At 29.0% G+C, this 22,996-nt stretch carries 21 protein-coding genes and 1 pseudogene; 9 read left to right on the forward strand and 13 right to left on the reverse strand.

Features of this window, described 5'->3' with window-relative positions:
- From ACH2CG_RS09505 to aroQ, 3 genes are all read right to left on the reverse strand, one after another.
- Positions 1–783: serine hydrolase domain-containing protein (locus tag ACH2CG_RS09505; RefSeq protein WP_395064545.1), on the reverse strand; the 783-nt coding region annotated here is incomplete at its 3' end.
- A gap of 4 nt (positions 784–787) precedes the next feature.
- Positions 788–3,262, reverse strand: a complete 2,475-nt coding sequence (locus ACH2CG_RS09510) for a DUF5686 and carboxypeptidase regulatory-like domain-containing protein (RefSeq protein WP_395064547.1) — start codon at positions 3,260–3,262, stop codon at positions 788–790.
- A 70-nt stretch (positions 3,263–3,332) separates the two neighbouring features.
- Positions 3,333–3,746 carry a type II 3-dehydroquinate dehydratase gene (gene aroQ / locus ACH2CG_RS09515; RefSeq protein ID WP_395064549.1) on the reverse strand — a complete coding sequence of 138 codons (414 nt, stop codon included), beginning with the start codon at positions 3,744–3,746 and terminating at the stop codon, positions 3,333–3,335.
- A 331-nt stretch (positions 3,747–4,077) separates the two neighbouring features.
- On the opposite strand from aroQ, the gene ACH2CG_RS09520 reads away from it, so the two are divergent.
- Both ACH2CG_RS09520 and ACH2CG_RS09525 read left to right on the forward strand, forming a co-directional pair.
- On the forward strand, positions 4,078–4,692 hold the full coding sequence (locus ACH2CG_RS09520) for an outer membrane beta-barrel protein (protein WP_395064551.1): 615 nt from the start codon (positions 4,078–4,080) through the stop codon (positions 4,690–4,692).
- Between the two features lie 86 nt (positions 4,693–4,778).
- The gene (locus tag ACH2CG_RS09525) at positions 4,779–5,651 is read left to right on the forward strand and encodes a tyrosine-type recombinase/integrase (RefSeq protein WP_395064553.1); all 873 of its coding nucleotides are present in this window, start codon (positions 4,779–4,781) and stop codon (positions 5,649–5,651) included.
- On the opposite strand, the pseudogene ACH2CG_RS09530 reads toward ACH2CG_RS09525, so the two are convergent.
- Positions 5,636–5,746: pseudogene (locus tag ACH2CG_RS09530) on the reverse strand (tyrosine recombinase XerD); the annotation flags it as partial. The gene ACH2CG_RS09525 and the pseudogene ACH2CG_RS09530 sit on opposite strands and share 16 nt — an antisense overlap.
- Before the next feature lie 88 nt (positions 5,747–5,834).
- On the opposite strand from ACH2CG_RS09530, the gene ACH2CG_RS09535 reads away from it, so the two are divergent.
- From ACH2CG_RS09535 to ACH2CG_RS09545, 3 genes are all read left to right on the forward strand, one after another.
- A complete protein-coding gene (locus tag ACH2CG_RS09535; protein ID WP_395064555.1) occupies positions 5,835–7,337 on the forward strand; it encodes a PAS domain-containing protein in 1,503 nt (500 codons plus the stop codon).
- Positions 7,338–7,551: 214 nt separating this feature from the next.
- Complete coding sequence (locus ACH2CG_RS09540) at positions 7,552–9,075, forward strand: PAS domain-containing protein (protein WP_395064557.1); 1,524 nt, start codon at positions 7,552–7,554, stop codon at positions 9,073–9,075.
- The gene (locus ACH2CG_RS09545; protein ID WP_395064559.1) at positions 9,062–9,454 is read left to right on the forward strand and encodes a response regulator; all 393 of its coding nucleotides are present in this window, start codon (positions 9,062–9,064) and stop codon (positions 9,452–9,454) included. Before ACH2CG_RS09540 ends, ACH2CG_RS09545 begins: the two co-directional genes overlap by 14 nt.
- Positions 9,455–9,507: 53 nt before the next feature.
- Here ACH2CG_RS09545 and rny read toward each other — a convergent pair whose 3' ends face one another.
- The 3 genes from rny to ACH2CG_RS09560 form a co-directional block, all read right to left on the reverse strand.
- Complete coding sequence (gene rny / locus ACH2CG_RS09550) at positions 9,508–11,070, reverse strand: ribonuclease Y (protein WP_395064561.1); 1,563 nt, start codon at positions 11,068–11,070, stop codon at positions 9,508–9,510.
- A gap of 218 nt (positions 11,071–11,288) precedes the next feature.
- Positions 11,289–11,582 carry a cell division protein ZapA gene (locus ACH2CG_RS09555; RefSeq protein ID WP_395064563.1) on the reverse strand — a complete coding sequence of 98 codons (294 nt, stop codon included), beginning with the start codon at positions 11,580–11,582 and terminating at the stop codon, positions 11,289–11,291.
- Positions 11,583–11,586: 4 nt separating this feature from the next.
- Complete coding sequence (locus ACH2CG_RS09560) at positions 11,587–11,877, reverse strand: hypothetical protein (protein ID WP_395064565.1); 291 nt, start codon at positions 11,875–11,877, stop codon at positions 11,587–11,589.
- 195 nt (positions 11,878–12,072) lie between these two features.
- Between ACH2CG_RS09560 and ACH2CG_RS09565 the strand changes: the two genes are divergently transcribed.
- From ACH2CG_RS09565 to ACH2CG_RS09580, 4 genes are all read left to right on the forward strand, one after another.
- The gene (locus ACH2CG_RS09565) at positions 12,073–13,764 is read left to right on the forward strand and encodes a M23 family metallopeptidase (RefSeq protein ID WP_395064567.1); all 1,692 of its coding nucleotides are present in this window, start codon (positions 12,073–12,075) and stop codon (positions 13,762–13,764) included.
- A 6-nt stretch (positions 13,765–13,770) separates the two neighbouring features.
- The gene (locus ACH2CG_RS09570; protein ID WP_395064569.1) at positions 13,771–16,242 is read left to right on the forward strand and encodes a carboxypeptidase-like regulatory domain-containing protein; all 2,472 of its coding nucleotides are present in this window, start codon (positions 13,771–13,773) and stop codon (positions 16,240–16,242) included.
- Complete coding sequence (locus ACH2CG_RS09575) at positions 16,243–16,581, forward strand: hypothetical protein (RefSeq protein ID WP_395064571.1); 339 nt, start codon at positions 16,243–16,245, stop codon at positions 16,579–16,581.
- A gap of 344 nt (positions 16,582–16,925) precedes the next feature.
- Positions 16,926–17,648 carry a hypothetical protein gene (locus ACH2CG_RS09580; protein ID WP_395064573.1) on the forward strand — a complete coding sequence of 241 codons (723 nt, stop codon included), beginning with the start codon at positions 16,926–16,928 and terminating at the stop codon, positions 17,646–17,648.
- On the opposite strand, the gene ACH2CG_RS09585 is transcribed toward ACH2CG_RS09580, so the two are convergent.
- The 6 genes from ACH2CG_RS09585 to ACH2CG_RS09610 form a co-directional block, all read right to left on the reverse strand.
- On the reverse strand, positions 17,645–18,403 hold the full coding sequence (locus ACH2CG_RS09585; RefSeq protein ID WP_395064575.1) for a DUF3667 domain-containing protein: 759 nt from the start codon (positions 18,401–18,403) through the stop codon (positions 17,645–17,647). The genes ACH2CG_RS09580 and ACH2CG_RS09585 overlap by 4 nt on opposite strands.
- Positions 18,404–18,405: 2 nt before the next feature.
- Entirely contained in the window at positions 18,406–19,089 is a 684-nt protein-coding gene (locus ACH2CG_RS09590) for a DUF3667 domain-containing protein (protein WP_395064577.1), read from the reverse strand.
- Positions 19,090–19,175: 86 nt separating this feature from the next.
- Positions 19,176–19,979: a DUF5694 domain-containing protein gene (locus ACH2CG_RS09595; RefSeq protein WP_395064579.1), complete on the reverse strand. Its 804-nt coding sequence runs from the start codon at positions 19,977–19,979 to the stop codon at positions 19,176–19,178.
- 6 nt (positions 19,980–19,985) lie between these two features.
- Positions 19,986–20,828: a DUF5694 domain-containing protein gene (locus ACH2CG_RS09600; protein WP_395064581.1), complete on the reverse strand. Its 843-nt coding sequence runs from the start codon at positions 20,826–20,828 to the stop codon at positions 19,986–19,988.
- Positions 20,829–21,041: 213 nt separating this feature from the next.
- Positions 21,042–21,608 (reverse strand): hypothetical protein, encoded by a 567-nt coding sequence (locus ACH2CG_RS09605; RefSeq protein ID WP_395064583.1) that lies wholly within the window; start codon positions 21,606–21,608, stop codon positions 21,042–21,044.
- Positions 21,609–21,776: 168 nt separating this feature from the next.
- Complete coding sequence (locus ACH2CG_RS09610; RefSeq protein ID WP_395064585.1) at positions 21,777–22,913, reverse strand: retropepsin-like aspartic protease; 1,137 nt, start codon at positions 22,911–22,913, stop codon at positions 21,777–21,779.
- Between the last annotated feature and the right edge of the window lie 83 nt (positions 22,914–22,996).

Raw genomic sequence — 22,996 nt, forward strand, 5'->3', positions numbered from 1 at the left:
ATAATTGTAAATTTTTACATGTTTTTGGGCAATTTCATCGGTAAAAGTAAATGAAGTTGTAGTCATTTTTAAAGGTTCAAAAATGTATTTTTTACAGAATAAATCAAACGACATTCCACTTTTAATCTCTACAAGATATGCTGCCAATGCCGAGGCGATATTAGAGTAATTGTATTCTGTACCTAACGGTCTTGGACTAAAATTAGTGGTTTTATAATAACTTCCATTTTCTGTAAAATAATTATTTAAAAATACAGACAGCACTTTATCATCTCTTCCTGAAATTGTAGCTAACTTTATAAAACGTTTGTATAACTGACTTTCTTTATCAGAATATTTGTTTGTATAAAACGACTTAGAATATACTTCTTCATTGTCAATTATTCCAGATGTATGGGTTACTAAGTGCTTAATCTTTATGGTATCTGTTTTAAAATTTGGATTAATTACACTAAACGGTAAAATGGTGTTGATATTGGTTTCTAAATTAAAATAGCCCAAGTCTACACATTTCATAATTGCAACTCCAATAAATGTTTTACTTATTGAAGCAATATTTTGAACAGAGGTTGTATTATATCTTATTTTATTTTTTATATCAGAATAACCAAAAGTATTTATGTATTTAATTCCTTTTTCATCAACCATCGCAACTGCAAATCCAGGAAATTGCGATGATTGATATAAGGAATCAAGACTTTTGGTTGTTTTAACAGCATTAATTTGGCTAAAACTGTTAACGATGGAAATAAAGAAAAGTAAAAAAAATAATAGTTTTTTCATGATTTTACTCAACGATATTCAATATTTTTAGTCCGAAAATTATGGTATCACCATGAAACCCATTTTGATAAGAACGGATGTAATCGACTCTTAAAATACGTACTTTTCCGTAACCCAAGTTGTCTAATCCAATGGAAAATTCTTGATAAGGATTCCTTCCTGGAACGGCTAAATTGTGAAATCCTAAAATTAATTGCGATTGAAGTTTATTTAACAATGGGATTTTATTCATTAAATATCCTTTATCGTTATGCTCAACATGAAATTCTAGATAGCTATCATTGGTACTTGCTGAATAATAAGGTAGGTTGTTAAAAAGATTTGTGTAACCATCACCTCCAGTTAAGTGGGTTTGATTTCCGTTAAAATGTTTGTAATCTACAAAAGAAATAGTGTCTGCATTGAAGAATTTTCCTGCTTTAAAATTGATTTTCATTGCTCCTTTATTTCCTATAGAAAAATCTTGAGTTATTCTAGTTGATAATAAATCGTATTCATATTTTTTATTGGTTGCAGAAAAAGCCTTTTCATATCCAATAGAAATTGTTGGGTATTTATCATTTCCTATGGTATATTTTCCGTCTGGACGTGTCCAATATTGTTGTCCAAATTTTATTCTAGCTAAAACATTAGTTTTAATTAAATTGTGTTTTTCAAATGCCGGAGTTACATTATCTAAAGGTAATATGGGATTATTGGACGAATAAACATCATCGGTTTTAGTTATACTATGGTCTGTGGTATTCCTCAATGGTTTTCTTTCAGAATATTCAGCATTAACGTTAAGGTTCAATCCATTGATGATTTCTCGACCAAAATTGGCAGAAACAAAGTTTTTTTCGTACAATTTCATAAAATTGTTTTTAAACAACAAACTGCTTACCGAATTTACCAAACCAGATATTGGATTACTAGCATTAAATTGATTGATGCTACTTCCTCCAATGATATACAATGAAGCATTGTTGGTATTATTAAATTTTCTGTAATAATTTGCTGTTGCACGCAATTTTTTTTCCGAAAATCCGTAGTCGAATTGTGTTCCTATTCTAGAATAAGTTCGTTTATCTTCATCTCTTTTAAAATAAGACAATCCGGCTTTGGTTTTCCAACCTTGAACAGTATTGAATGATGTTGATAATAACGGACCATCATAATTTATAGACCATTTTTTGAAAGAATTTCTATAAGAATAGCCCATTAGTACATCGGAAATTTTAAATTTATTGTGTTTTCCATCAATTGAATCTAAATATTTTTCTGATTTTTTCTTTGTTTGAAGCGCATCTTTTTTAAGATAATCGGTACTTTCTTCAACCGTTAATGGAACCGGACGAATTGTATTCCAGAAACTATCTTCTTTTTTATTGGCGTTTTCTTCAAATTTTAATACTTCGGCTGTAAATGTTTTCTTTTCAAACTTTTCTGGAAATTCAAAATTAGAATATACATATGTAAATTTTCCGTTTATGTTTATCCCCAACATTCCTGCTTCAAATTCAATTGTTTGTGTGTTTTTTGCCCAAATTTTATTCTTGTTATTAAAGCTATAATTTTGAGTTAATGTTAATTTATTCAATGCAGGATTTTGCATTTGACTACCGTTAATAGATAAATCGACAGCATAAATTGCCCACGAATCATCAACAATATAAATATAACCGTCCATTGCTGGCTCAGAAGAGCGCTTGGGTGTAACTTTAATTTTATTGATTATTTTATTGTTTTCATCTGCAAATGATCCGTCAAATTTGTAGTTGTAATAGTTAAAGGCATTGTCGGCAATTGGTGAAACAACTTTCACGTCAAAGTCTAAGTAGTTTTCATAAAAATCAAAATTGGCTTGTGCAGCATTGTTAAAACTAAATCCGTTATCGTTACCACTTACTTTAGATGCAACAATTACCTCTTTCAGTTTATCAGGTTTTTGAAAAGTAATTTTAGAAACCGTTTCCGAAAGATATAAAATACCACTTCTTGTAGAATCTATAACATCGTCAAAGAAATCTAATTTTTGACCCATTATTGTTTTAGGTAAATTCTTAACCCTAAAAATTCCTCTTGAGTAGAAGTCTGCATTATATTGTGCTGCTTGTTTGGCATTTTCTTTTCTGCTGGCAATTGCATTTTTTATAATTTCAATGGCAGGATTGACTTTTTTGTTAATTACTACTTCATTTAAAATAATCTCTTCTTCAATTAAAATAGCATCAACCGTTTGTGCTACTTTATCTATTTCTACTATTTTTTTATCTGTTTTATATCCAAGATATTGGTAAAGAATTACATAAGTTCCCGGAATTTTTAAATTTAATTCATATTTTCCTTGCTCGTTAGACGTTGTGCTTATGTAAGTATCTTTTGCATAGATATTTGCAAATGCAATTGCTTTTCCTTTAGAGTCTGTTACTGTTCCTTTAACTTGCGCAAAAGTTGCAATTGAAAATAATAAAAATAATAGTGGTGTAATTTTTTTCATTTGAATGGAGTTTATAATAAGACGTATTTATGATGTAAATGGTTGTATGGTTTTTTTTAATTTGAATAAATTATAAAAAGGACTGCAAAGCAAGCTCATAACTTTTCATGCCAAATCCTATAATAATTCCTTGTACATTGGGAGAAATATAGGATTGATGACGAAAAGATTCTCTAGAAAACGTGTTAGAAATATGCACTTCAATAACTGGAGTTGTAATTGCTTTTATGGCATCTGCAATACCAATAGAGGTGTGTGTGTATGCAGCTGCATTAAGTATAATTGCGTGATGAGAAAAACCAACTTCTTGAATTTTATCAATCAATTCGCCTTCTATATTGCTTTGGTAATAAGATAGTTCAATCGATTTATAATTGTCTTGCAAGTCCTTAAAGTATTCTTCAAATGTTGTTGTACCGTAAACTTCGGGTTCACGTTTTCCTAATAAGTTTAGGTTTGGTCCGTTGATAATGATGATTTTCATTTGGCTTGTTTTTATTTTAAAACTGAAACTAATCTATAAAATTACTTTTTTTTAAGTTAATATGCATTTAATTTAAATCCTTTTTTAATGATAATTCATACAAAAGTGTTGTTTTGGGAAGAATTTTACTATTGATAGAGGCAAATTTTAACATATTGAAAGTAGTGTTTTCTCGTAGTTATCAACAATTTGTATTTTATTTATCTGATATTCAATAGCATTAATGCAGGTTGTGATTTGTAAAATTGTTAATAACTCCAATTCAATTTTAAGAAAATAAAAATAATAATGAGATTAACTTTGCCTCATTAATTTTAAACAAAATAAAACAATGAAAAAAATCATTTTAACCGCAGTAGCAGTATTTGCTTTAAGCTTTGCTAACGCACAAGACAAAAAAGAAAAATCATCAGAAGGTTTTTCTGAAGGAGACGTATTTGTAACTGGATCAGTAGGTTTCAGTTCTAACAAATATGATAACAATGGAGATTACAAATCTAGTGATTTCAATTTTAAACCAACAGTTAACTATTTCGTAACAGAGAATATCTCTTTAGGATTAGGTTTAAACTTTGGTGGTGGAAGTGTTGAAGCTACTCCAATTTCTGGAAAAGACAAAACTAGTACTGTTGGTGCTGGATTAAACGGTAGATACTACTTTACTCCATCTTCTAAATTTTCAGTTTTTACTCAATTAGGATTTGATTATGCTTCTAAAAAGTATTCTCCAAATGGTGCATCAAGCTTTAAAGATAATTCTTTCACTGTAGCTTTTGCTCCGGGTTTGAACTACTTCGTATCAAGCAATTTCTCAATTGAAACTAAAATTGCTGCATTATCTTATGGTTCTTCTAAATATGATACTACAGGTGCAGAAAACAGAACTTCTTTTGGTTTAGCTGCTGATTGGTCTGCTGTATCTTTCGGAGTTAACTACAAATTCTAATCTAAACATTTTAGATTTAAATAGTTTAAAACCTTCCAATTCGTTGGAAGGTTTTTTTGTATCTATAATTCTACTACATTTGAAAAATGAATTGGAAAACGTTTATAAAAAGTTATCAATCGTATCTAAAAATTGAACGTGGATTGTCTAAAAATACCATAGATAATTATACATTTGATATAGAAAGGCTCTTTCTTTTTCTTGAATCTAATGCTATTGATGTTTCACCAATTTCAATAACAGAAGAGGTTATTCAGCAATTTATTTATTCAGTTTCTAAAGAGGTCAATGCACGATCTCAAGCAAGAATAATTTCTGGACTTAAAAGCTTTTTTTCTTATTTGATATTTGAAGATTATAGAAATAATTCTCCAATGGAATTGATTGACGCACCAAGACTAGGTAGAAAATTACCCGATACTTTGTCTGTGCAAGATATAGACGCTATTATTAATGCCATAGATTTGTCTAAGGCCGAAGGTGAAAGAAATCGCTCTATTCTTGAAACTTTGTATGGTTGTGGTTTGCGCGTTTCAGAGTTGGTAGAGCTTAAAATTTCCGATTTATTTTTTGACGAAGGATTTATTAAAATTACAGGAAAAGGAAATAAACAACGGTTTGTTCCTATTAGCGATGTGACTAAAAATTACATTAATCTTTATAGAATTAATAGAAGTAAACTTCCCATTAATAAAGGACATGAAGATACTTTGTATCTCAATAGAAGAGGGAAAAAACTTACACGTGCCATGATTTTTACAATCATTAAAGAGTTGGCCATAAAAATTGAACTTAACAAAGTAATTAGTCCGCACACATTTCGTCATTCTTTTGCCACACATTTACTAGAAAATGGTGCCAATTTAAAATCAATTCAACTTATGCTTGGACATGAATCTATAATATCTACATCGCAAAAATTTAACTTTTATACAACTAAAGTTTATTTTCTAGGATGAAAATCATTCATTATTTGCTTTAAATGGCTTCGGTCTAGATGCACATAAATTTCTGTAGTTGTTATAGATTCATGTCCAAGCATAAGTTGAATTTTTGCGATGTAGATATTATTCTACGCAATTAATTATTTCAAACTCATCTTATTCGTTTTATTTGTATTTACATGTATAAATGATTTTAATATGAAGATAGATGCAGCAGTTTCCGAAAAAATTGAGAATGTTTATATAAAAAAAATAATTGCTCAATTACCCGATTTGTTTTTTCAATTTACTGTTTCAGATGATTTTTCTATTGTCTTTGATTATCTTGGTGGTTCGTTGTATGATTTTTACGAGCTTTCAGCAGAAGAATTTCAAGAAAATCCTATAAAAGTTCTTGAAGATAGAGTTTATAAGGATGATTTAATGATGTTTAAGAGTTCTATTTATAAATCATTTACTTCGTTAAATAGATGGGAAATAGACTATAGAGTACTGTTGCCTGTTAAAGGTATTAGATGGATTAAAGTATCTGCTTGTACAGAAAAGAGACCTGGCGGAAAAGTACTTTTTTATGGTATTAAATCTGATATTACAATACAAAAGCTTGAAGAAGAAGAACATGCTATAACTGAAGAAAGAAATAAATTTGCCAATACAGCTTCGGGTGTTGGTGTATGGGATTGGAATTTAGTCACTAATGAAGTGAACTACTCGCCTGAATCTTTAAAAATCCTCGAGCTTGATGGTATAAAATCATTAATTTCTACTCCACAAGAGTGGGACGAGCGCGTGCATCCAGATGATAGAGAAATGTATTTTGATAATATAAACAAGCATTTTGAACAAAAAACACCACATTATGAAACCTTTCATCGTATTCTTTGTAATGGAAAATACAAATGGATTCTTGATAGAGGTAAAGTAATTAGTAGAGATAATAACGGAAAACCTCTAAGAATTGTTGGAACTCATACCGATATCTCATCCCAAAAAGAAAGAGAACAAAATTTAATGGATACTTTAGATTTGGTAAACAGCCAAAAAAATAGATTGCTCAATTTTGCCCACATTGTATCTCATAATCTAAGAAACCATACAGGAAATCTTAGCTCATTGGTGCAATTAAACAATGAGGGATTGTTTGAAAATCATGAGTTTATTTCTTATGTAAAAATGGTTTCCGACGAGTTGTCTGGTTCTATCGATAATCTTGTAGATCTTGTTAAAATACAAAATAACGAAGGTTTAGAAAAAGAAAGTCACAACCTAAAAGAATATTTAAATAAAATTTTTAATGTTTTAGTTGAAGATATCCATTGGAAAAAGGCCAGAATCAATAATCTAGTGCCAACTGATTTTCTAGTGCAATTTAATGCGGCCTATCTAGAAAGTATATTACTTAATTTAACTACAAATGCAATTAAGTATTCACATCCCAAGAGAGATTTGGTTATTACTTATTCTATTGAAGCTACACAAGAATATGATGTTTTACATGTTACCGATAACGGACTAGGAATTGACCTTGATAAACATAAAGAACAACTTTTTGGGCTTTATAAAACCTTTCATTATCATAAAGATTCTACAGGTATTGGACTTTATATTACTAAGAATCAAATAGAAATTATGGGAGGTAAAATAGAAGTTGATAGTGTTATTAATGAAGGTTCAACTTTTAAAATATTTTTTAAAAAGTGATTTTAATGTAATTTTAAGGTTGTTTTAATGTGATATTTTTTTTACAATAATCGTAACATATTGATTCTAAAAGTGCTTTTATTTTAATTAAAAATGTATTTTATCGAATAAAAATGTATTTAATCGGTTTTTATAGTATATTTGTTTCCGTTATAGCTGGATTGTTTTATGGTCAAGAAATAACGAATAATGGCCCCAAACCTATTATATATTTATGAAAACAAGTTTTGCTTCTAATGAAAATTTATTAGAGGAGAAAGTTAGCTTTTACAAGAATTTATTAAATAAAGTACCCAATTTAATATTTCAGTTAACAATTTCTTCCAATAATGATTTCTGTTTTTCCTTTATAAACAAAAATGTAATTTCACTTTTTGAAATAAATCAATTGGAATTGAAAGAAAAACCAATTGATATTATCAATAAAAAAATTCATCCAGACGATAGGGAAGATTTCTTTAAATCGTTATTTACTTCCAAAAAAAACAACCAAAATTGGAATCATGAATTTCGCGTAATTTTACTCAATAATGCTGTTCAATGGTTTTCTGTGAATGCCAATGTTGAGGTTGATTCTTTAAACAGTACAATTTTTTATTGTAACTTAAAGAACATAACTAGCAGTAAGCACAAATCACTTAAATTACAAGAATCTCAAACTCGGTATCAATTTGCTCTTGAAGCATCCAAAAAAGGAATTTGGGATTATAATTTAAAAACCGGTAAAGTGTTTTTTTCTAAAGAATCGCTAGAAATATTGCACTTAAATGAGTTGGATGATATAACAGATAATTGGCAATGGGATGAAAGAATTCATCCAGATGATTTAGTAGATTACCTCCAAAATATAGAATCGCACAAAGAAAATAGAACACCCTATTTTGAAAATACCAAACGTGTATTGGCAAGTGATGGTTCGTATAAGTGGATATTAAGCATTGGCAAAGTTATAGAAAGAGACTTAAACGGAAATTCAATCAGAATTATAGGGACACACAGTGATGTTTCTTCCAACAAAGAAAAAGAAATTGAGTTGTTAGGAAACTTAGATATTATAATTGAACAAAATAATAGATTGTTAAATTTTGCTCATATAGTTTCTCATAACCTAAGGTCACATACAGGAAATTTTAAAATGCTTCTCAATATATTTGACGAAACAGATGATTTAATTAGTCGTGAAGAGTGTATAACTTATTTAAAAACTACTTCCAATGCACTATCAGAAACTATTGATCACCTAAAAGAATTAGTAGATATTCATAGCACAATTATTCATAAAAAAGAGCATCTCAATCTTAATGTTTATCTAAAGCAAACTCTTGAGGTTTTAAGTAAAGAAGTAAAAGACAACAAGGTTACAATTGTTAATAAGATTGGTGAAAAAGATACAATAAAGTTTAATCCTGCCTATCTAGAAAGTCTATTTTTAAACTTTACAACCAATGCAATAAAATATTCACATCCAGAGCGAAATCCAGAGATTAGCTATACCTCATTTAGAGAAAACGGAAAAGTAGTTTTGTTAATTAAAGACAACGGTTTGGGAATAAACTTAGAAAAACATGGCGAAAAATTATTTGGAATGTACAAGACGTTTCATAAAAACGATAATGCTAGAGGAATTGGTTTGTTTATAACTAAAAACCAAATAGAATCTATGGGAGGATCAATAGAAGTAGAGAGTAAAGTAAATGTAGGAACCACTTTTAAAATAAATTTTAATGAAGAAATTTAATACTATTTTTGTTGTTGATGATGATTTAGTCTATCATTTTATTATAAAAAAGTTATTTTCAAAATGTAATTTAGATGTTAAAACAAGTTATTTTTTTAATGGATTAGAAGCAATTGACGATTTAAAAAACAAAGTTGAAACAGATAATGTTCCAGATTTAATTCTTTTAGACATCAACATGCCAGTTTATGATGGTTGGCAATTTTTAGAAGAATTTAGAAAATTAAAACAAAATCTAACTAAAGAAATAACTGTATATTTAGTAAGTTCTTCCAATGATATTTCCGATCTTAATAAGTCTAAACTCTATCAAGATGAAGTAAAGGAATATTATTACAAGCCAATGACACAAGAAGATTTTGACACTATATTTAGATAAAAAAAAAGGTACACATTTATTTTGTGTACCTTTTTTTATATCCTTTAAAGAAATTATTTTGCTATGTTTACAGCTCTAGTTTCTCTAATTACAGTTATTTTTACTTGACCTGGATATGTCATTTCTGTTTGAATTTTTTGTGATATCTCAAACGATAAATTAGATGCCATATCATCACTTACTTTTTCGCTTTCTACAATAACGCGAAGTTCACGACCAGCCTGAATTGCATAGGCATTTTTTACACCATTAAATCCAAAAGCTATTTCTTCTAAGTCCTTTAAACGCTGAATGTATGAATCTAATACTTGGCGACGTGCACCAGGTCTAGCTCCAGAAATAGCATCACAAACTTGAATAATTGGAGAAATTAAATATTTCATTTCAATCTCATCGTGATGGGCACCAATAGCGTTGCATACTTCTTCTTTTTCTCCATATTTTTCGGCCCATTGCATTCCTAAAAGTGCGTGAGGTAAATCACTTTCGGCATCTGGTACTTTACCAATATCGTGAAGTAAACCAGCACGTTTGGCAAGTTTTACATTCAGGCCTAGTTCAGCAGCCATAATACCACAAAGTTTAGCTACTTCGCGTGAGTGTTGCAAAAGATTTTGACCATAAGAGGAACGGTACTTCATTCTTCCCACAACTTTAATCAATTCTGGATGTAAACCATGAATTCCTAAGTCAATTACGGTTCTTTTACCAACTTCTATAATTTCGTCATCAATTTGTTTAGTAGTTTTAGCAACAACTTCTTCAATTCTTGCTGGGTGAATTCTACCGTCGGTTACTAGTTTATGCAATGCAAGTCTTGCAATTTCTCTTCTTACAGGATCAAAACAAGAAAGTATGATAGCTTCTGGAGTATCGTCAACAATTATTTCTACACCAGTTGCGGCTTCAAGAGCACGAATATTTCTTCCTTCTCTACCAATAATTCTTCCTTTTACATCATCAGATTCTATGTTAAAAACAGAAACGCAATTTTCTACAGCTTCTTCAGTTCCTACACGTTGAATCGTGTTTATAATAACTTTTTTCGCTTCTTGTTGCGCAGTAAGTTTTGCTTCTTCAATAGTATCTTGAATGTGCGACATTGCTTTGGTCTTTGCCTCAGCTTTTAAGCTTTCTACCAATTGATTTTTAGCATCTTCAGCAGAAAGTCCAGAAATCACTTCCAGTTGTTCTACTTGACTTTTGTGCATTTTTTCAACTTCTTGATGCTTTTTGTCTAGCACTTCAATTTTAGAGGTATATTCTATTGTTTTAGCTTCAAAATCGTCGTTTACTTTCTTAGCTTTAGACAACTCGCTAGAAACTTGAGATTCTTTGTCTCTAATTCTTTTTTCTACTTCGGCTAGCTTTTTATCTTTCGCTAAAATTTCTTTTTCGTGTTCCGATTTTAATTCTAAGAACTTCTCTTTGGCCTGAAGTAATTTGTCTTTCTTATTGTTTTCTCCCTCAAGATTTGCATCTTTTAGAATTGATGAGGCTTCTTTTTTTGCATTTTTAATAAGGTTAGATACATTGCTTTTTTCAAGCATTTTTGCAATGGCAAATCCGCCAGCTATTCCAACTATTATTCCGATAATTATAGATACTATGTCCATGGTTGTGTAAAAAATTTATATATAAAAAAAACCTACATTAATTGCTTGAATAAACTCGTAAGGACAAGTTTTGAGCTAACTCGCTGTTCAAGTTTCCCAACCGAATGGGCTTACTATAGAAGCGACGATTTACTCATTTTAATTTGTTAGTGTTGAGTTTACCAATATTGAACTAATGTAGGCAGTATTTTAGTTATTTTAAAGAACGTATTTTGTTATTATTTATTGAGATAGTCGTCTAGCATGCTATTTATTTTCGTTAATCGTTCTATAGATTCTGAACCATCAATAGCATTTGTAACATTTTTTTGTTCTAGTTGTGACGCAAATTGTAGCGCACACATCGCTAAAACATCTTGTTTATCGCGAACAGCATAATTTTCTTCAAATTGCTTAATCATAACTTCAATTTTCTTGGAAGCACTTCTCATAGATTCTTCCTGAGACATGTTTACCGTTAAAGGGTAAACTCTATCTGCAATTGATATTTTAATTTTAAGCTTTTCATCCATATTTTTAATCTGCTAGCTGCGCTATACAATAATCAATTTCACGAATTAATGAATTTATTTTTAGCTTCGTATCTCTTTTATAATCTTCACTGCCTAGTAATGAATTGGTCATTTTTAATGTTTCATAATCCTTTTTTAGCGTTTCAATAGCCAAATTATGATGCTGAGTGGCACTAACAGAAATTTTTAATTCGTCCTGCAACGCTTGATTTTTTTGCTCTAAATTGCTTACCTTCATAAACAATTTTTGAATTTTATTCTCAAGAGTATCAATTATTTCCGCAATTTCACTCATACTCGTCACTATTCATTACTTAATCTTACAAATTTATAATTCCTAATCTATTAAAGCAATATTTTTAATGAAAAATTGAAATTATTTTTTGTTTTTTATCTAATATTATGTAATATAGTAAGTTATCTACAAGAAAATGATTTTATTTTTCATACTTATAAACTTTTTTATATTTTAGCCAAAAACCAATTAATAATGAAATTCTTACCTATTTTTCTTTTTTTAACGCTTACAATAGTTGCCCAAAATCAATATCCAAGTAATGATTTTAGACTTCCATTAGATATTCCGATGCAATTATCGGGTAACTTTGGTGAGTTGCGTCCCAATCATTTTCATGCAGGTTTCGATTTTAAAACCAACCAAAAAGAAGGTTTAAACGTCTATGCGGCATGCGATGGATATATTTCTAGAATAAAAATTTCTACTGCTGGTTATGGAAAAGCTATATACATTACACATCCCAACGGTTATACTACTGTATATGGACATTTGCAAAAAGCAGTTGGAAAAATTCAAGATAAAATAATTGAATTGCAATATGCCAATACCAATTATGAAATTGAAGCTTTTTTTAAACCCGATGAACTTCCAATAAAAAAAGGAGATATTATTGCTCTTTCTGGTAACACCGGCGGATCGGAAGGTCCACATTTACACTTTGAGTTTCGCGATAATAAAACCGAAAAAATAATTAATCCTTTATTAATGGGGTTGGAGCTAAAAGATACTAAAAGTCCTATTGTTTCTACTCTTATGGTTTATCCTATAGACAATAATTCAATTGTAAATGAGTCTAAAAGACCGGTTATACTTAATTTATCTTTGCAACAAGATGGGAACTACCTGTCAGAAAAAGTTTTTGCTAGTGGTAAAATAGGGTTTGGTGTTAGTAGCACAGACAATGATAATGTTTCTTTTAATCCTAATGGTGTTTATAAAACTCAACTTATTGCAAACGGTAAAACTCTCTTTGGATATGAGTTTAACGAAATGGTATTTGACGAAGCTAGATATGTTAATTATTTTATTGACTATGCACGTTACAAAAAAATGCATCAAAGAGTTCAAAAACTTTTTATGAAACAATTTTATAAATGGAGTAATGCAAATAAAAACATTGATGACGGAATTACCAATGTAGTTCCCAATTTTATAGATTTACAACGAATTGTAGTCTCTGATTTTTTTAACAATAAAACAATTATTGATATTCCTATAATTTATTCTGCTAAACCAGCTCTTTTAGATGATGATGTTAAAATAACAAAGTATTTAGTAAAGGCTAAATTGGATGCAATATTTGAAAAAGAAAATGTTTCGGTAAGTTTTCCTGCCACAACTTTTTATGAAGATTTTTATCTGAATTTCGACGTTAAAAATAAAATACTTTATCTACATGACGATACTGTTCCTGTTCATAGCAATTTTACAATAGAATTTGAAGATACAAAATCGTCTGAAGAAGAAAAGAAAAAAATGTTTATTGCAACTTTAAACGGAAATAAATTAGGCTATATCACAACAAAACTATCAGGAACTACGTTTTCATGTAAAACAAAAACATTAGGACAGTTTACCTTAGCTAAAGATACTATTGCTCCTAAAATTAATATTTCTAAAAGCATTGAAGGTAAATGGATTACGTCTAAAAAAAGTATTAACATTACTATATCTGATGATTTTTCTGGAATAAAAACCTATGATGGATATCTAAATGGGAAATGGATTTTGTTAGAATATGAATCTAAATTAAAACGATTAACTCATGTATTTGATGATAGTTTGTTACTAGAAGGAGCCAATAAATTGAAAGTTATCGTTACTGATAATGTTGGAAATTCTACTATCTTTGAAACGCAGTTTAATAGAAGTCAAAAAAAATAATATCTCTTGAAAGCAAAAAATAAATTATTACATCTATTCTTTTTACTAGTTACCATTGTATCATTTGCTCAAAATGCCAAAGTTACAGGTGTTGTTCTTGACGAAAATAAAAACCCTGTAGAAGCTGTAAATGTAAGTTATCAAAGTAAATCTGCAGTGACAGACAGCAACGGATTTTATGTAATTGAAATTCCTGCTAATAAAAAAGTGGTTTTGGTTTATACACACGTTGCGCTAAAAAGTATTACCCAAACTTTTCAATTAAAGCCCAATGAAGTTGTAGAATACAATCCTATTATAAACAATAAAGCAGACCAACTAAGTGAAGTTGTAGTGACGAACAATAAAAAAAGAGTTGTAGGGATTATAACTATTGACCCTGAAGTGGTTAGGAAAAACCCTAATTTATCTGGCGGAATTGAAAGTGTTATTAAAACGTTACAAGGAGTTACTTCCAATACAGAACTGAGTTCACAATATTCTGTTCGCGGAGGAAATTATGATGAGAATTTAGTGTATGTAAACGAAATAGAAATTTATCGTCCGTTTTTGGTTCGTTCGGGTCAACAAGAAGGTTTAAGTTTTACCAACACAGATATGATTCAGAATATTGATTTTTCTGCTGGTGGTTTTCAGGCTAAATATGGCGATAAAATGTCATCCGTTTTAGATATAACTTACAGAAAACCAACCAAGTTTGGAGCATCAATAGAAGCAAGTTTTCTTGGAGGTAGTGTTTCTGCCGAAGGTATTTCTAAAAATAAAAAATGGAGTGCAATAGGAGGAATTCGTTACAGAAATAATTCATTACTAGTAAACAGTCAAGAAACTCAGTCCAACTATAAACCTTCATTTGCAGATGTTCAAACATCCATAAATTTTAATGCTTCAGATAAATGGCAATGGAGTTTTCTTGGTAATATTTCTCAAAACAAATACAGCTATCAACCGCTAACAAGACAAACTAATTTTGGTACTTTAAGCGAACCAATTGCGCTTCAAGTTTTCTATGAAGGACAAGAAAAAGACCAATATCAAACTTATTTTGGAGCCATTAAAACAACTCATATTGCCAATGAAACTAGTACTTACAAGTTCATTGCATCTGCATACCACACACAAGAACAAGAACATTATGATATAGATGCAGCTTATTATTTGGGCGAAGTAGATTCTAATATAGGTTCAGAAACCTTTGGCGGTGTAACATTTAATCGTGCCATTGGATCGCAGTTAAATCATGCAAGAAACGATTTGGACGCGCTTATTGTAAATGCTGAAATAAAAGGAAATCACAATTTTAAAAAGAAATTTCAATTAGATTGGGGTTTAAAGTACACTCATGAAAGTATTCGAGATAGAATTGTAGAATATGAAGTAATTGATTCTGCTGGTTTTTCTATCAACAATCCAATTCTAGATTTACCAGTTAATGATCAACCTTACAATCCTTATGTTGGTCCTTTAGTTCCTTATCAAAATGTGAGAGCTACCAATTATGTAGGTATAAATAGATTTTCAGGATATGCTCAATTCAGTACCAAAACTAATTTGGGAGAAAATCAAGTTTGGATCAATGCTGGCGTTAGAGCACAAAACTGGATAGTTACTGGCGATGCAATTACCAATGCCAAGAGTCAAGCTGTCTTTAGTCCGAGAGCTCAAATTTCTATAAAACCAGATTGGGATAAAGATATGATTTTTCGTTTTTCTACAGGGTTTTATTACCAACCACCATTTTATAGAGAGTTAAGAGATTCACTTGGAACAGTTCGTCCTAATGTAAAAGCCCAAAAATCTATACATTTTGTTCTTAGTAATGATTATAATTTTAAGTTGTGGAACAGACCTTTTAAGCTCGTTTCTGAAGTGTATTATAAATCAATGAGCGATGTAAATACGTACACTTTAGAGAATGTGAGAATTCGTTATCGTGCTAATAATGATGCAGTTGCTTATACTTATGGATTTGATTGTAGGTTAAATGGAGAATTTGTACCAGGAACAGAATCGTGGTTTAGTTTTGGGTATTTAAAAACCGAAGAAAATCAAAATGACAAAGGTTACATTGCAAGACCAACAGACCAAAGATTAAAATTTGGTATCTTATTTCAAGATTATATGCCCAATATTCCTAACGTGAAATTGTATTTAAACTTGACTTACAATACAGGATTGCCTGGCGGATCACCATCGTATGCAGATGTTTATAAATATCAAAGTCGCTTGAGAGATTATCGTCGTGCCGATGTTGGATTCTCATACCTTTTTACAGAAAAAAATAATGAACGTCCAGAAGGACATTGGTTGAAAAAATTCACAGATTTATCGTTAGGATTGGAAATTTTTAATTTATTTAATAATCAAAATGCAATTACCAATACTTGGGTGCGCGATGCTTATACTAAAAGCCAATATGGAATTCCAAACTACATGACAACTCGTGTGTTTAATATAAAATTGAGTGCTAGATTGTAAATGAAATTCCATGAAAAACATAAAAAAATATTTTATGTATCTGGAATGATTTCAATGGTAGTTTTACCAATAGTATGTTACTGGTTTATATTTTCTAACGGATATTTAAAAGAATATAAATCAATAAATTATGCATTTGATGAAGCGTATTCTAATAAAATTATAAAAGAAAATCCTAAACTTATTTTACGAAATAACTTGGTCTATAAGTTTAATTCTTCTAATGAAAATGAAAAATTTAAAATAGATAAATTTCAATTAGCAATAAGAAAATTGCACAAGTCCAACGATTCTATAAACGGATTAAAAGTTCATTTTGGAAAAAAAATGTATTATTAAGTTTTTATTAAAATAGTGGATATTCTAATCATTGAAAAAACAAATACTTATTATCAGCTTGATTCTGATTTGTATGTTTTGGGCAATAAAAAAGTAAAAAATAAAAAAGGATTGCATTTATTGCGAACTTGTGGCTATTATAAAGCAAATAAAGTTTTTTGGGCTGAACAAGAAAGAAAAGTAAATTGTCAGCTTTTTATAAATCAATTAAAACAATATAAAATTATTCTGTTTGCTTTTCTAGGAATATTGATTCTTAATATTTTTAGGATACTAAAATTTAATAGAAACAGAAAATACAATCAAAAATCATATCTTTGATAAATGAATAAATTCGATTTTAAATGAAAAATTTCTCAAAATATTGTATTCTTTCTTTGATGGCACTTTTAATAAGCTGTAAAGAAGAAGTAGAAAAGCCCAAAGTAATATATGGTAAGTCTGAAAAGCCCAAAACACAAATTAGTAGCGATACAAGTAAAATTGTAGTTGCAGATTTACCTATTCAAATGGTAGGAACTTCGGTTTTAATTCATCCCATTGGTGCTTTGAGTGTTTCAGAAAATAGAGGAAGCAAAATCGAATCTACCTCTTATGATAGAGACCAAAGTTTTGTAATTTCTAATTCAAATGAATATGAAATTACAGGATATTTAAGCAATTTAAAATTTCAACAAGTTGGTTCCGATTCATTGAAAGTTCTTACAGATAAGCCAGTTATGATTGAAAGAATTACCTATTTAAAAAATTTTTCAGACAAAACTAAGAAACAATTATTGGTTTACGTTCTAGAAGATATGGACTCTAATGGTGACGGAAAATTAGACGGTAGCGATATTAAAAATCTATATGTAAGTGAAATAAATGGAGCTAAATTCATTAAACTTTCTGTAGATCTTCAAGAATTAATTGATTGGAATATCATAGAATCTCAAAACCGTATTTATTTTAGAACCATTGAAGATATTAATAAAAATGGTGCTTTTGATAAAGACGATAAAGTGCACTATCAATATGTTCATTTGCTAGATAAGGAGTTAAAAGCTATAGAATATAACCCAATTTAATGATGTTTTAAACTTGTAGAAAACCCAATTACTATTGCCAAGATAGTTACAACCATTAGTATTAAGAAAAATACGGTTACTGATAAAAGCAATCTCAATATTACAATTCCCAAATTTTTGTCTTTGTAAAGTTGTAAGTAAAGCCAAATAGAAAATCCATAAGCTATAAAACCTAGTAAAGTATTTACTAAAATATAATATTCATTACCTACAAAAAAGTATTTGATAGGAGAAGTTATTATACCAATAATTAATAATTGAGAAATTAAAAACGAATTTATTATGGTGTTTTCTATGTAGTTATAACCCCATTTTTTAAATGCAAGCCAAGTACAAATTGATATTATAGGTATAGATGCTAGCTGTATGTAGGTGTTGTATTTAGAAAAAAACGTAACAAAATCTTTAGGGTCAATGACACTTTTATTTTTAGAATTCATTTTTTCAAGTACTTGCAAATCGCCGTTGTAATGTAATAATAATGTAGAAATACCGGCAAGTACAAAAACCAGTAAAATTGGTTTGTAATGTTTTACTCGTTTACCCTCAATAAATTCTCTTGTCATATCACCAGGACGCGTTAATAATTGTTTGCTAGTGTAAAGCAAGCCGCCATTTATGTGAAGAAAAGTGTATTTTAACTCATCAAGAATATAGTGCCAATCTAATGTTTTAGTATTGGTTTTTTGTCCGCAGCTCGAGCAAAAATTTCCTTCATGTGTGTGTTCGCAGTTTTTGCAAAGGTTGTGATGCATAGTTATATTTTGTATAATTCAATTATAAATCCAAAAATAGTATTGGTTTTTGTTTGCTCAAAAAGTTCTCCGCCATAAAGTAAATAAAATATTACGAGATAATTTATGATGTAAAACATATTTAAAATTATAAAATTTATAAGATATGTTTTATAATTTTTAATTCCAAAAACTAAATTCAAATGCCAATAAAGAACAATGAGTGTTATAATGGAAACTATATTATCAAGTAAATCTTTATGTAAAATAAGAATAAAATAAATTGGTGAAACAAGAATTTGAAGTACAAAAATCAATCCATGAAAGTATAAAAAGAACACAATTATTTTAGCCAAATTAAATCTTTTATGATAAAATGACCAAAGAATTAAAACATGAAATGGCAATAGAATTAGTGTTTTGAATTTAGTCATATCAAACACATAGCGTCCCATTTCATTATAACCATTTGGATTATTGGCGAGTCGCACATAATCTTCATAATCATAAATTTTGTTTCCTATTAAAAGTAATACAGTTGCAGTAATTAGGAAAAAAGTTACTGGACTAAAATAGGTTTTTCGCTTACCAGAAAAATAGCCAAAATATACTTTTTTGGGATGTGCGAATAAATCTTTAATAAGTTTTAAAATCCCTTTGTCGGTATGTGTAATTGAATGCCATAATTCATGAAATAAGTCGTGCATTTTTAGTTCACCAACGCTTGATTTTTGTCCACAATTAGAACAAAAATTTCTTTCAAATGGTGTTTTACAGTTGTTACAAATCATCTTTATTTAAAAACAGTTTCAAGTTCAACAATCTCAAAATAAGGATGGTTTTCAAAAAATTGACGCATTATGTTAGTATGTGATGCACCAAATAAAACTAAAACAACTTTGTCATTTTTCAAATCAATATTTCTTAGAATGTTATTGTAAATTTTCAAATTTCTGTCATAAAACGATAATGTAAATTGCTCACCAGTAAAATCATCTTTTTCTCCATACGCCATGGCATAATGTAAATAGTCGTATTGATTGGCTTGGCGCGAATAAGGCGAATTAAGTTGAATATAATATTCAGGTAAAGGAGTTTCTGAAAGTTTTTTTAATTTCTCTGTAAACGGATATGGAATTTCAAAAAACGAATCGGGATTGGTCTTATCCTCTTTATGTTTTTGTTCGTATTCATTAATTGGATTGTAATCTAAATTCTGACGGTTATCTGAAGCTATAATTGGAAGATTATTAATTTTACCCAATCTAAATGCTACTTGAGTTTCTTCACGTTTCAATAAAACAGAATCTTTTAACATCCCATTTTTATAGGCGTTGTACAAACTATCCGATTTTTTTTGATCACGAAAATCAGTTTCTACAAATATTTTTTTTACTCCAAATGCATTTAATTTTGAAATAATAAATTCCAACTCATTTTGTCTTTTTTTAGAAAATAAATCTTTAAAATTTGTAGAATTCCTATCGCCTGTTGCGCCATAATGAAAAGTTCCCATTAGGATGATTTTAATTTTTTCGTTTTTGGTTTGCGCAAATGTTGAAATTGAAATTAATAGAAATAGTATAATTTTTTTCATCTTATTTTATTTTAAATCATTAAATTTTATGTAATTATACTCTGTAGAGCATTTGAATAATTGGTCTAGAATGGAAATATGACCGGCTCCAAATAATACTAAAATTCTATCATTAGGTGAAGTTGTCACTCGTTGTATGTTTCTAAAAATCCTTAAATTTCTATCATACCAGTAAATTGCCAAAGCATCTGCACCATCGTATTTTCCATTTTTAAAATCTCCAGTTAAGTAAAATCCGTAATCTCTAAGAAATCTTTTTTGAGAATTGAAATATTTAAAATAATCTAACAACGGTGTTTTAAGATTCATTTCGGTTTCATATTCTATCCATTTTTTATAGTCTAGATTTGATTTAAAGGTATAATCTTTAAAAATTTTCTCAAAATACGGATTGAAAGTTGTCGAGTCTTTACTTTCTGTCAAATCTTCATAAATGGTTTTGGCGTCAACATTATATACGGTATCAAGTTTAAATTTATCCATTAATCTAAATACAATTTGCTGAATTTCATCTTTTCCTAATTTTGTTTTCCCAGATTTGTAGGAAGTATACTTTTCCATTGTATTCCAATTTTCTGGTGCTTCAATACAAATTTTTGTAGGTTTGAATTTAGCAATGTAGTCTAGCAATTCTTTTAGTTCTTTCTGTTTTTTTTTAGATAAGATGTCAACTTGTTTCTCTTTATCAACTTTATTGGCATCATTGTTATAATACTCAAAATGAAAAGTCCCTACCAAAAACAGTTGAGGCAAAGTTTCTTTATTTGGTATTAAAAAATAATCGGGATCTTTTATTTTTTGCGAATAAGAAAACGAATGTAGAAAAAGAAAAAATATAATTTTTTTCATCGTTTGTATTTATTTATGAAAATGAGATGGTAAAAAAAAGTATAATTATTTTTTCATTTACAATAACATGTTTAAAATGTCTATAAGGACTGAAACAAATATTGTAATTAATTTAACCAATAATGTTACCATAATTTCTATGTTTTTCAAGTTTAAGACTTATTGCAAGTAAAAGTACTACATTGGGTTTTAACAAAATTGTAAAAATGTAATCTATTTGCTATTAAATAGGGTATAAATATTTTTTCGCGTTAAAACAAAAACTAATAAAACGGATAAACTCCACATGTTTACCATAATTGGTGAACCTAAGATTCCATAATTAGACACTATTTCTTTGGCTAATAGTGTGTTCATTACTCCTAAAACCATCAATAAATCTAGTACTACTGGTGCTAAAAAAAACAATATAAACCAGCCAATTTTATTTTTATTGCCAATTGTTTTATAGGCTAAATAAAGAGGATAGCCAGTTATTAGTAAAATTAAAAGTAGTGTAAGATTGCTTGAATTATTTAAATCGGGAATGAGCATTTGAACTAAATTTGCTTCATCTTCACATCTCAAAATTGGATTTAAAATTCTTGCAAAAGGCATAGTGCTAAAGAACAATGCAAATCCAAGTGATTTTTGTTCAACTGCCGTTTTATTTAATAAATTGGCACCAATCCATATCATTATAAAAGTAAAAAATGGACGACCTAGAGTTGATGGCCAAGCATATGAGTTGGTGTTGCAACCCTCACAAAGTTCCCAAGTATTGAAATCTCTTTTGCCCAAAGCGCCACATATAATCCGTTCCTACTTGCTGTAGGTACAATCTCGTGAAGTTCGTGCATTACAAAGGTTAATGTGAAAAAACAAATTATGAATTTATAATTTAATCGTATTATCATGACAATTGGATTTTCACAATTAACTTTAAAATACATAAAATAATCATAGTTTTTACTCTAATTTTTGCATCTCAACCAGGATAATTTTTCCGTCTTTTTTTTCAATTTCATTTTGAGATAATGTTGAATTTTCTAATTGCCATTTTATAAATTCGCATTCATCCTTAAAGTCTAATGCTGTTTTTTTATTAATTGATTTTATTTCTTCACCAATTTCTAGATCTACAGGTTTTGCATTTTTAGCTGTTATTTTACCAACAATTATGAGTTTTTCATCTTTATAATAACAATCTGCGGCATAACTCAAGTAGTTTATTACTGGTTTATTTAATAATTCTACATAATATTCAGATTTTATAGTATTGATTATTAGTGAATTGCATGTTGATGTAAAGAATTTAATTCCAATTTTATTTTCTGTATTTTCTTTTATTTCAACTTTAATATTATTTATTAATGTATTTTCTAGTTTTAAACCATCAAATAAAAATGCCGAATAGTCAGTTGTACTTCTACTTGTAAGTCCTTGAGAAAATCTTTTTCCGTTTATAATTTCTCCTTTTTCTTCTTTCTCTTTTTTTAGTTTTTTAAAGTATTTATCATCATCTGAAACTTCAAAAAAACTAGAATAACCAAAATCTATCAAGCAATTAGTATACAATTTGTCATTAATATAAAAATCAAAAAAATGACGGTTTTTCTTATATTTTACAGGTATTTTCACCATTTCACTAGTAGGTTCAAAAGCTTCTTTAGATACAAATAGTAATTTTTGTTTAAAGTCGAACTTCCAGTTAAGCTGGTTTATTACATTTCCTCCCAAGAGATAATAATTATTGCAGGATAAAAAAGGCATGTCATAAACGACACTTTTACTATTTTTTATAGAAAAACTCCCAATAGTTATCTCGTCAATCATTGCTTCAGACATGCCAGAAACATTTTGGTTGCTATCTTCAATATTTTTTTTACCAGTTATTGAAACCCTTGATGCTACACTTTGTTGCTTGGTAAGAACGCCAATACCTGCGCCTGTATCAAATGCAAATTGTGTTTCTACACCATTTATTTTAGCTTTAAAAGTCAATAACTTAGAAGATAAACTAAAAGGAATTGTGTCAATTTTGTGTTGTGAATGTGCTGATAAATTTAAAATTAACAACATTAGTACTAGTATAGTTTCTTTCATTTGTGTAAAATAGTGTATTATAAATAGATAAAAGGATTTTCGCCTGAATTTAGTGCAACAAGATCTGTTTTTTTTTCTAACTC

This window comes from Flavobacterium sp. (assembly GCF_043778725.1).
Lineage (GTDB): Bacteria > Bacteroidota > Bacteroidia > Flavobacteriales > Flavobacteriaceae > Flavobacterium.

Coding starts and splice junctions, on each gene's coding strand:
- ACH2CG_RS09510 (WP_395064547.1), bottom strand. CDS start 3,262: ATGAAAAAAATTACACCACTATTATTTTTATTATTTTCAATTGCAACT.
- aroQ (WP_395064549.1), bottom strand. CDS start 3,746: ATGAAAATCATCATTATCAACGGACCAAACCTAAACTTATTAGGAAAA.
- ACH2CG_RS09520 (WP_395064551.1), top strand. CDS start 4,078: ATGAAAAAAATCATTTTAACCGCAGTAGCAGTATTTGCTTTAAGCTTT.
- ACH2CG_RS09525 (WP_395064553.1), top strand. CDS start 4,779: ATGAATTGGAAAACGTTTATAAAAAGTTATCAATCGTATCTAAAAATT.
- ACH2CG_RS09535 (WP_395064555.1), top strand. CDS start 5,835: ATGAAGATAGATGCAGCAGTTTCCGAAAAAATTGAGAATGTTTATATA.
- ACH2CG_RS09540 (WP_395064557.1), top strand. CDS start 7,552: ATGAAAACAAGTTTTGCTTCTAATGAAAATTTATTAGAGGAGAAAGTT.
- ACH2CG_RS09545 (WP_395064559.1), top strand. CDS start 9,062: ATGAAGAAATTTAATACTATTTTTGTTGTTGATGATGATTTAGTCTAT.
- rny (WP_395064561.1), bottom strand. CDS start 11,070: ATGGACATAGTATCTATAATTATCGGAATAATAGTTGGAATAGCTGGC.
- ACH2CG_RS09555 (WP_395064563.1), bottom strand. CDS start 11,582: ATGGATGAAAAGCTTAAAATTAAAATATCAATTGCAGATAGAGTTTAC.
- ACH2CG_RS09560 (WP_395064565.1), bottom strand. CDS start 11,877: ATGAGTGAAATTGCGGAAATAATTGATACTCTTGAGAATAAAATTCAA.
- ACH2CG_RS09565 (WP_395064567.1), top strand. CDS start 12,073: ATGAAATTCTTACCTATTTTTCTTTTTTTAACGCTTACAATAGTTGCC.
- ACH2CG_RS09575 (WP_395064571.1), top strand. CDS start 16,243: ATGAAATTCCATGAAAAACATAAAAAAATATTTTATGTATCTGGAATG.
- ACH2CG_RS09580 (WP_395064573.1), top strand. CDS start 16,926: ATGAAAAATTTCTCAAAATATTGTATTCTTTCTTTGATGGCACTTTTA.
- ACH2CG_RS09585 (WP_395064575.1), bottom strand. CDS start 18,403: ATGCATCACAACCTTTGCAAAAACTGCGAACACACACATGAAGGAAAT.
- ACH2CG_RS09590 (WP_395064577.1), bottom strand. CDS start 19,089: ATGCACGACTTATTTCATGAATTATGGCATTCAATTACACATACCGAC.
- ACH2CG_RS09595 (WP_395064579.1), bottom strand. CDS start 19,979: ATGAAAAAAATTATACTATTTCTATTAATTTCAATTTCAACATTTGCG.
- ACH2CG_RS09600 (WP_395064581.1), bottom strand. CDS start 20,828: ATGAAAAAAATTATATTTTTTCTTTTTCTACATTCGTTTTCTTATTCG.
- ACH2CG_RS09610 (WP_395064585.1), bottom strand. CDS start 22,913: ATGAAAGAAACTATACTAGTACTAATGTTGTTAATTTTAAATTTATCA.